Annotated in this window: 7 protein-coding genes and 2 pseudogenes; 5 read left to right on the forward strand and 4 right to left on the reverse strand. The window is 42.6% G+C overall.

Going from position 1 to position 9,152, the window contains the following annotated elements; all coding sequences use genetic code 11:
- Window positions 1-310: 310 nt before the first annotated feature.
- Window positions 311-1,483 (reverse strand): 1-deoxy-D-xylulose-5-phosphate reductoisomerase, encoded by a 1,173-nt coding sequence (dxr, locus tag LW728_RS02460; protein WP_287666969.1) that lies wholly within the window; start codon window positions 1,481-1,483, stop codon window positions 311-313.
- 489 nt (window positions 1,484-1,972) lie between these two features.
- On the reverse strand, window positions 1,973-2,806 hold the full coding sequence (locus LW728_RS02465; protein ID WP_002748596.1) for an acyl-CoA desaturase: 834 nt from the start codon (window positions 2,804-2,806) through the stop codon (window positions 1,973-1,975).
- A gap of 119 nt (window positions 2,807-2,925) precedes the next feature.
- Between LW728_RS02465 and LW728_RS02470 the strand changes: the two are divergent.
- A pseudogene (locus LW728_RS02470) lies at window positions 2,926-3,024 on the forward strand (aluminum resistance protein); the annotation flags it as partial.
- Between the two features lie 206 nt (window positions 3,025-3,230).
- Complete coding sequence (locus tag LW728_RS02475; RefSeq protein ID WP_287666963.1) at window positions 3,231-4,517, forward strand: ABC transporter permease; 1,287 nt, start codon at window positions 3,231-3,233, stop codon at window positions 4,515-4,517.
- A 12-nt stretch (window positions 4,518-4,529) separates the two neighbouring features.
- Here LW728_RS02475 and LW728_RS02480 read toward each other — a convergent pair whose 3' ends face one another.
- Window positions 4,530-5,192, reverse strand: coding sequence for an ABC transporter ATP-binding protein (locus LW728_RS02480; protein ID WP_287666976.1), 663 nt, complete (start codon window positions 5,190-5,192; stop codon window positions 4,530-4,532).
- A 402-nt stretch (window positions 5,193-5,594) separates the two neighbouring features.
- On the opposite strand from LW728_RS02480, the gene LW728_RS02485 reads away from it, so the two are divergent.
- The 3 genes from LW728_RS02485 to LW728_RS02495 all read left to right on the forward strand — a co-directional run bounded on the left by LW728_RS02485 (window position 5,595) and on the right by LW728_RS02495 (window position 9,056).
- The gene (locus tag LW728_RS02485; protein WP_287666961.1) at window positions 5,595-5,867 is read left to right on the forward strand and encodes a hypothetical protein; all 273 of its coding nucleotides are present in this window, start codon (window positions 5,595-5,597) and stop codon (window positions 5,865-5,867) included.
- Window positions 5,868-6,191: 324 nt separating this feature from the next.
- Window positions 6,192-7,805: a cytochrome b5-like heme/steroid binding domain-containing protein gene (locus tag LW728_RS02490; protein WP_002800019.1), complete on the forward strand. Its 1,614-nt coding sequence runs from the start codon at window positions 6,192-6,194 to the stop codon at window positions 7,803-7,805.
- Between the two features lie 153 nt (window positions 7,806-7,958).
- Complete coding sequence (locus LW728_RS02495) at window positions 7,959-9,056, forward strand: type III polyketide synthase (RefSeq protein WP_287666956.1); 1,098 nt, start codon at window positions 7,959-7,961, stop codon at window positions 9,054-9,056.
- Here LW728_RS02495 and LW728_RS02500 read toward each other — a convergent pair.
- Window positions 9,047-9,152: pseudogene (locus LW728_RS02500) on the reverse strand (IS30 family transposase); the annotation flags it as partial. The gene LW728_RS02495 and the pseudogene LW728_RS02500 overlap by 10 nt on opposite strands.

Below are 9,152 nucleotides of genomic sequence, written 5' to 3' on the forward strand. Positions count from 1 at the left end.
GGCTCTCTTGAGTTTGGTGGGTAAAATGTACTCTAAGATACAGTCCTGCCAGCGAGCGACTAGAACGAACCACAAAGACACAAAGGACACAAAGATCGATCCTATATAAGTTAAACTTATCACACAAAGAATAAGAAAACCCTGATTTTAGGCAATTTAATCTTTATTTTCGACGTTTATTGAAGGTTATCAACTCTTGTCATGATCATCATAAATCTAGTTAAATAGAAAAAATAGCCGAAATTAGTGATTTTTCTATCCTAGACCTGTAGAGACATTATAGTTAACATCCCTACAGGATCTAGACTATCTAGACCGGATTGGCAATCAGACAGTTAGATACTTCTTGACGCGCCCAATTATCGGCGGACAAAATATCATCTAGGCTAGGGGTAGAAGTGTTATGAATTGTAAAGCGATCGCAAACTTTTTCGATCACCCGGGGAATATCTAAGAAGCTAATCTTTTCTTCTAAAAATAATGCTACCGCTTGTTCATTGGCCGCGTTTAATACTGCTGGCATTGCCCCACCTGCCCGGCCAGCTGCGTAGGCTAATCCCATACAGGGATATTTTTGATGATCGGGTTCTTTGAAGGTTAAACTACCAGCTTTAACTAAATTTAAAGGTTCCCAATCGGTATAAATTCTTTCGGGCCAAGACAAGGCATATAACAGGGGTAAACGCATATCGGGCCAGCCTAATTGGGCTAAAACCGAGGTATCCTGTAACTCAATTAAAGAGTGAATAATACTTTGGGGATGAATAACAATATCGATCGCATTATAATCAACACCAAATAAATAATGAGCTTCGATAACTTCTAGACCTTTATTCATTAAAGTAGCCGAATCGATGGTGATTTTTCTGCCCATCGACCAGTTAGGATGTTTGAGGGCATCAGCTACGGTTACTTGTGGCAATTTTTCCACGGGTAGATCCCGAAAAGCACCCCCAGAAGCGGTGAGAATAATCTTTTTTAATCCCCCAGTGGGAACTCCCTGTAAACATTGAAAAATAGCTGAATGTTCCGAATCGGCAGGTAATAATTTAACTCGGTGTTTTTCCACTAAAGGCAACACCACCGGACCGCCAGCAATCAGGGTTTCTTTATTAGCGAGGGCGATATCTTTACCGGCAGTAATAGCGGCAATTGTCGGCAGCAATCCCGCACAACCGACAATTCCCGTGACGACGCTTTCGGAATCGCCATAACGGGCCACTTCGATTACTCCTTCCTTTCCTGCTAGGATAATCGGGGTATAGTCAAGGTCGGAAATTAGGCTTTTTAGGTCTTCTAGTTGACTTTCGTTATTAATCGCCACGATTTGCGGGCGAAATTGCCGAATTTGCTCCGATAGTAGTTGAATATTATTACCCGTGGCTAATCCCACCACTTGAAACTTATCGGGATGATCGGTGACAATATCGAGAGTTTGAGTACCGATCGAGCCTGTAGAGCCTAAAATCGAGATTTTTTTCATAGAAACTTACTATAATTTGGGGATTAGCTTTTAATATACGTTCTCTGGGGTCTTTCCGGCACATCAGCGTAAATATTAAGTATTTGTTAAAAAAGTTGCTAGTTTGACCTTTTTATGCTATGGCTTAGAAAAAGTTAGCGATAGAGATGGTGACAGAGAAGAAATCGAATAGAACGGCCAATGGATTAGGCTGTCTAGCGGGGGGTCTGGTTTTTTGCCTCTTATTTCCCCTGTGTGTTTTCTTTTTTGTTTGGTTATCCTTCGCTCTTGGGATGAGTTGCGCTCTCCCCAGTCAATGTTCGGCAGCAGCAGCATTCATGAAAGGGATTCTGTCCTTAATTCTTTTTTTTGGGGGAGGATTGGCATTACCTATATTCCTCAGTTGTGCCGTGGGAAAAGCTGTCAGATTTGGGTTAAGTCGGAGAAAAAATAACCGAACTTAAACTTAAGTTCGGCTAGATTTATAATCTATTTAACAACTGGATAAAACTAACTTTCTGTCGCCGTTGCCGTGGTGGGGGGTAACTTAATATTAGTAGCTAATCCCAGAATTTGCAGCAGACGAATGGTCATCCAAGTCAGGTCAACTTCCCACCATTGTAGGCCATGACGGGCAGAATACTGATAGGCATGGTGATTATTGTGCCAACCTTCACCGAAAGTTAAGAGAGCAACCCACCAACAATTTTTAGAATTATCGTGGGACTCATGGCTAACATAACCAAATTTGTGGGTGGCGCTGTTGACAAACCAAGTGGAGTGGAAAACTAAGACCAAGCGAACAAAAATTCCCCAAATTACAAACGGCCAACCACCCATAGCATAGAGAATTAAGCCTAAAACAATTTGGATAGGAACAAAATAATTTTGACAGAATTTATAGAAAGGATCGTCGGCGATATCTTGGGTAAAACGGGCAATTTCTTCGTCGGCAGGAATTTCGTGCAGCATCCAACCCATGTGACTCCACCAGAAACCTTTATTAGAATCGTGGGGATCGGGAGCAGTATCAGAATATTTATGATGAATACGATGTAAACCTATCCATGCGATCGCACCCCCCTGACAAGCGAGGGTCCCGCACAAAACCAGAAAGTATTCTAACCATTTGGGAGTCTTAAAACTCCGATGGGAAACCAAACGATGGAAACCGAGGGTAATTCCTAAACCCCCGGTAATCCAATAAAGAATCAATGTCACTCCCACAGCACCCCAGCTAAAATTGCCAGGCAAGAAGGCTAAAAGAGCCACTAAGTGGATAAAAGCCATGTAGATGAGAGTCACCCAGTCAATGGGAAGTTTTTCGGAAGTCGCAACAGTCATTGAATAACCCAAAGGGAAACAACAGGAGACAGAGCATCATTGTCTTATCTGTCTCGATTTGACACAGGGGGAACTTTGACGCTTAATAAATAGTAACAAATATCACAGTCTATTGTTTGATGGATATCCCCCCTCTACTCGACGGGGCAGCAAAGGCCTTACTCCCCATCTTTTCGGAAATTGACGCACAGGTCAAGGAAAATCTCGCTAAAATCTTATTGGGAAAGTATGGCGAAGCGATTGATTTCCCTAAGTGAGGGTTTTTATCGGCAATGCTATCGGACGGGAAAGCCGCAGTCAATACAGCCTAATCTCTTCTAGAAACAGTAAATAAGGTGATTTATAGATAAAAAAGACAAATAAGTCCAAAATATCTGTTTTATCCGCTCAGAACTCTATATTTAGCCAGATTAAATAGAACTCAATGACTCTTAACTTACCTAAACAAATAGTTCAGGCTAATCATCCTCATCCCGTGGCGATCGGCGAAATTGTCTCGATAGCGATCGAAGCCCTCTGGAGTAATAAACTGCGGACTTTGTTAACCATGTTAGGGGTGATTATTGGCATTGCCTCCGTGATTGCTCTCACCTCCGTAGGCCAAGGAGTACAAAAAGCCACCGAACAAAAAATTCAATCTCTAGGTACTAATGTTTTACAAATTTTACCCGGAGAAGCCAGAACCGGGGGGATTAGTCTCGGCCGCGGTTCCAGTAGTACCTTAATCTGGGAAGATGCCAAAGTTATTCAAAATCAAGTTCCTGGTGTGCAGGTGGTCTCCGCCTATCTGCAGCGTCCAGCACCAGTGGTGGCGGGCGAGGTCAATCATGCCACTAATGTGGTGGGCATCGATCTCAACTACATGAAAGCCAGAAATACAGAACTCAGCCAAGGTCGATTTTTTACCGAGGAAGAAATGGCACAGGCGACACCAGTGGCGATTTTAGGCTCGACTCTGTTAACAGAACTCTTTGGCGATGATACTAATCCTATCGGCAAAAAGCTTTGGATTGAAAGAAAAAATAGTTACGAAATTATTGGGGTATTTGAGCCAAAAGGTGCAGAAGGTTCGATTAATCGCGACGATCAGGTCTTTATTCCTCTGAGCAATATGTCTTCTCGTCTGGTGGGCAATAATTCTTTAAGTGGTAAGGCCGTTAACGGCATTTATGTCAAAGTTGACCAGCAAGATCAGATGAAAAATGCCGAGTATCAAATTACTAATCTTTTGCGTCAGCGCCACAATCTCGCCGCTGCTCAAGCCGATGATTTTAGCATTAGAAACCAAACAGATGTGGTCAAAACCTTGACCACGGTAGTGGGTTTGTTTACAGTGATGCTGGTGGCGATCGCTGGCATTTCCTTAGTAGTCGGCGGTATTGGCATCGCTAATATCATGTTAGTTTCCGTGGTGGAACGCACCAGGGAAATCGGGATTCGCAAAGCTGTGGGGGCTACCCGTTCGGCAATCCTCCAGCAGTTTTTAGCGGAATCGGTGATGATTTCCCTGACTGGCGGCGGCATCGGTGTATTATCGGGAATTTTAGTCGCCCTCTGTAGCGCCCAGATTTTCCGATTTCCCTTTGTCTTATCAGGTTGGTCGATAGTCAGTGGATTTGGCTTATCTTTTATCGTTGGTTTGTTAGCAGGAGTAATTCCCGCCCGTTCTGCCGCTCATTTAGACCCGATTACCGCTTTACGACGGGATTGAGGCCAGTACATCCTAAAAAACGATTAAGCCATCTTGAAGACGGATCACCCGCCTAGTTTGGGCAGCTACATCAGGATCGTGGGTGACAATCACAATCGTGATCCCCTGTTGATTGAGTTCGGTTAGTAAATCCATCAGTTCTTGGGAAGTTTGTGTATCTAAGGCCCCCGTCGGCTCATCGGCCAACACCAGAGCCGGTTGATTAACTAGGGCCCGGGCGATGGCGACTCGCTGTTGTTGTCCCCCGGAAAGTTGGCTAGGCCGATTGTGGAGATAATTAGCCAATCCAACTCTAGCTAAAGCTTGCATCGCTCTTTGACGACGCTTTGGCTTGGGAACATTGGCATAGACCATCGGCAACATGACATTTTCTAGGGCAGTGGAGCGGGACAATAAATTAAATTGTTGGAAGACAAAGCCAATCCTCTGATTGCGAATATAAGCCAGTTGGTTATCGTCCAAGTTCTTTAAGTTTCTGCCTTCTAAAATATATTGTCCCCCCGTCGGGCGATCGAGGCAGCCGATAATATTCATCAAGGTTGATTTCCCGGAACCCGAAGCTCCCATAATGGATATGTATTCCCCTGACCGAATTTCCAGATCTATGCCCCGAAGAACAGGAATTTTCACTTCCCCTAGAGAGTAAATTTTTGTAATCGTCTGCAAGAAAATCATTGTTTTTACCACGGGTGTTTTGGGATAATTTTGCCCTAAAAATTAGGTTAAGCAGTGGAATGTCAAAAATGGCACTATGTTAACAAATATGAAGTAAATTTTTTAGTGCTGGTTGACTATCAACGGCTATTTTTATCGGTAAGTTCCAACTATGTCCACATTTAAAGATGAATGTATCCGATTTTGTCCACTTTCTGGGAGTTATCTCAACTAGACACTTGATTAAAACTCTTTTTTTGCTCAAGAGAGGAAATTATTAAGAAATAAAAAATATCTGGAATCACTGGCAAATAGTGAGAATAAAATAAAAAAACTAAATAGTAAGTATAGGGAGAAATCAATCAATGTTAACACCAAGACATCCTCACCCCCCCCGCTGCCCCGCAAAGCCCTCCTCCTGGTGTGCCTCAAAGTCCTCCTCCCGGAGCGCATCAAGGGTTTCCACCTGGTGGACACCAGAACAATCCTCCGGGGACACCGCAGCCCTTTGCACCGACTGGGGCAGGACCTGCCAATCTACCGCGTCTAACAGAACAAGATCAAGAACTCTTAAAACAATTACTCGGTAATGATGAACAGGCTCAAGCTTTAGGGGGAATGTTACAAAACTCACCGCCAGAAATTGCCGCTTTGGGTTATTTAATCTTACGAGTATTTGAACGTAGTCAGTCCTAATTGGTCTGGTTCTTCGGTTGCTTGTCTGCTTACCAAAGAGCAGAAATGTCATAGTTGCCGAAGAACTTTTATACCGTTTTTTTGAGATACAACAATTTTGGCAATTTCTAATTTTTCCCTGATAACATAGTTATTTCCCTCTATAAGCCCTGGGAATTTACCTTTAGCACTTCTCAAAAAAACATTTTTAGATTCCATCCTACTCGGTCAATCCCTATCTACACAACCCCAGAGACTTAAGAGAGCGTTATCTTGATTTTCCCCGCCAGCTTAGGTCGGGATTCTGCCAGAGAAAATATAGTCAAACGAGGATGAAAATTTACTATGAACTCAGAACAAAAAATCAATACTCCCCAAAACGTCCCAGCACCAACACCATTTCCTAATCAGTCAGGAGTGATGCCCTCATTGCCGCCCACAGATGCCGGCCGGGGGGCGCCTCATAATCAAGGTGGAGTGAGTCCCTTCATGCCGCCCCCCTTGCCAGGAGATAACGAACCACCGCCCCATCCCCCCGACGGTACACCCTTGCCGAATGTCTGGATTTATGAAGGAGAAGCCTATGATCTCACGGAATTTATTGCCAAGCATCCGGGGGGACAATTTTTTATTGGACGTACCAAGAACAGAGATATAACCACGATTGTCAATATCTTTCATCCCAATCCTGAAAGAGTCAAAAAAGTCCTGCAAAAATATTCCCTTGGACAACAGGGAAGACCAGAGCATATTCATCCTAAATACAACGCTCCTGCCTTCTTATTTAAAGAGCATTTTAATGGTTGGCGGGATACTCCTCGCTATGATTTCCGCAACCCAGAACAATTGCTTAATAAGATTAAAGCCAGAGTTTACTCTCCAGAATTTAAACAGAAAGTGGAGCGCATGGATTTTCTGTTTAATGTTATCAGTATCTGTCTTTTTCTTATCTATTTTGTGGTGCAGGGGCTGTACTTAGAGGCCAGACAGTATATGCCGATTTACCTATTTGTGCCTCTCATCGCTATGCTAAGAATTGCCCTAGCAGGGGTAGGTCACTACCTAATTCATCGGCCACAAGTGGGATTAAACAAGGTATTTGCCAATATTTTTGATATTAACTACGTTCCCCTCGCTTTAGTAGTAATAGACGGTCATACTTTACTGCATCATCCTTTTACCCAAACCGATGTTGATATCAAAAAGAATGTTTTCACCTTCATGTTAGAATTGCCTCGTTTTTATCGAGTTCCAGTACATACATTCCATAAAATAGGTCATGTGGTTACGGGAATGTTTGTTCGCATTATGGAATTATGTATCCTCGCTTTTAAAGCAGGTGTTAAGAATATGTATGGCAGTTGGCAGCTGGGATTACCCCATTTTTTAGGTAGTTTTGGTATTCACTTATTACTATTAATCGAACTGGTTATCTTTTGTCTGTACGGTCAATTTTGGGCTTGGTTAGCACAGTTTTTCCTTACCCTCTGGATTAGCACTTTTATGATTGTGGCTAGTCATGATTTTGAAGCCGAAGAACCGCCAATAGATCCTATGGCACCACCTCAATGGGAAACCCAAGATTGGGCGGTTATGCAGATTAAAAATTCCTACGATTTGACCATGGTAGGTAATAAGTATATTGACTGTTTTCTCTCGGCGGGCTTGGCTCCCCACCGGGTGCATCACGTTCTTCCCCAACAAAAAAGTGGTTTTGCCAATATCATCAGTGAAGATATTGTCCGGGAAGAATCGGAAAAATTCGGAGTTGAATGGGCGGCACCTCAAAACTTCTTTTTTGACCGCCTACCAGGGCTAATTAAACACTATCTAGCTGTGCCATCCCGATTAGCCAAAGAGAAGGAGTTGGGATTATTGAAAGAACATTTTCACCCGCAAGCCTTAAGAACAACCCTAGACTATATTGTCAAAGGTTGGGCTGGCATTGGTTCGATTTGAGCCGACAAAAACCAGAAATTCTGGCGGCAAGTTTCGGGAAAATTATTGGGCATCTTACGGATATAATAAAGACCCAGACTTTTCCCTAGCTTTCCAGGCAATTGGTTGACAGAAACCCTCCCTATAATACCTAAACTGGTTCTGATATTTGCCATGCAATCTTCTCAGTTTTTACCTGTCATTGAAAGTCTCGCCACTGGCACTCCGGGCAATCTTGTCCAACAAACGGATGCCGCTAAATTTTTAGCTAACCTCAAAGGTCTAGAGAAGAATCAACATCGTATCGAAAAAATCTACGAACATACCCGGATTGACACTAGGCATCTAGCTATTAACTTATTAACTGAAGAAACTGTTAACTTTAGTAGAGAAAAGGGAACTATTGAACAACGAATGCAAATGTACGAAAAATATGGGCTTCCCCTAGCAGAAGATGTGGCGAGAAGAGTTATTTTAGCCGCATCGGAGCAACAGAAAAATCATAATCCTTTGAGTACAGAAAAGATCGAGGATTCTATTGGTCTAATCGTATTCGTCACCAGTACAGGCTTTGTGGCCCCGGGTATAGATGCTCAATTAATTAAAAGTTTAGGACTTCGACGCAACATTGCTAGAGTGCCAGTTAATTTTATGGGTTGTGCAGCCGCGATGAATGGTTTACGAGTAGCCTGTGATCATGTAAGAGCCAACCCTGAGCATAAAGCTTTAGTAATTTGTTTAGAATTAAGTTCTATTAATGCCGTTTTTCAAGATGATTTAAATGACATTATCATTCATAGTATTTTTGGTGATGGTTGTGCGGCAGTAGTAATCGGAGCCTACGAACCAGAACAAATACAAGGTCGAGGAAAATTTATCATTCGGGATAATTTTAGTTATCTGGCTGAAAATACCGAAGACGGCATTACCTTAGGCATTAGAGACAATGGTATTACCTGTCTGCTGTCCCGTCAATTACCTGATTATATTGAGTCTGGTGTCGGTCGAATTATTACTAATTTTCTGAATAGTCATGAGATAACCAAGGAAGATATTGATTTATGGATGGTTCACCCTGGAGGGACAAAAATTATTGAAAAAGTGCAACTTTCCCTAGATTTAAATGATGAACAAGTGGCCGATAGTTGGGGAGTTCTCCGTCAATACGGCAACCTACTTAGTTGTGCGATTTTATTTGTAATGGAACGCATGATCTTAAGATTAGAACAAGGATGTGAGACGCAAGCTCTGAAACGGCCAATTCAAGTCTGAATTGCATCACTGTCTGATCTATCTTTATAGAATACCTCATTCGGGGTACGATAGTCAAGACATTTTCGAGGACGATTGTTAATCAAGTTTACGGCT

Source organism: Microcystis sp. 49638_E5, assembly GCF_021300285.1.
Classification (GTDB): Bacteria; Cyanobacteriota; Cyanobacteriia; order Cyanobacteriales; family Microcystaceae; genus Microcystis; species Microcystis aeruginosa_C.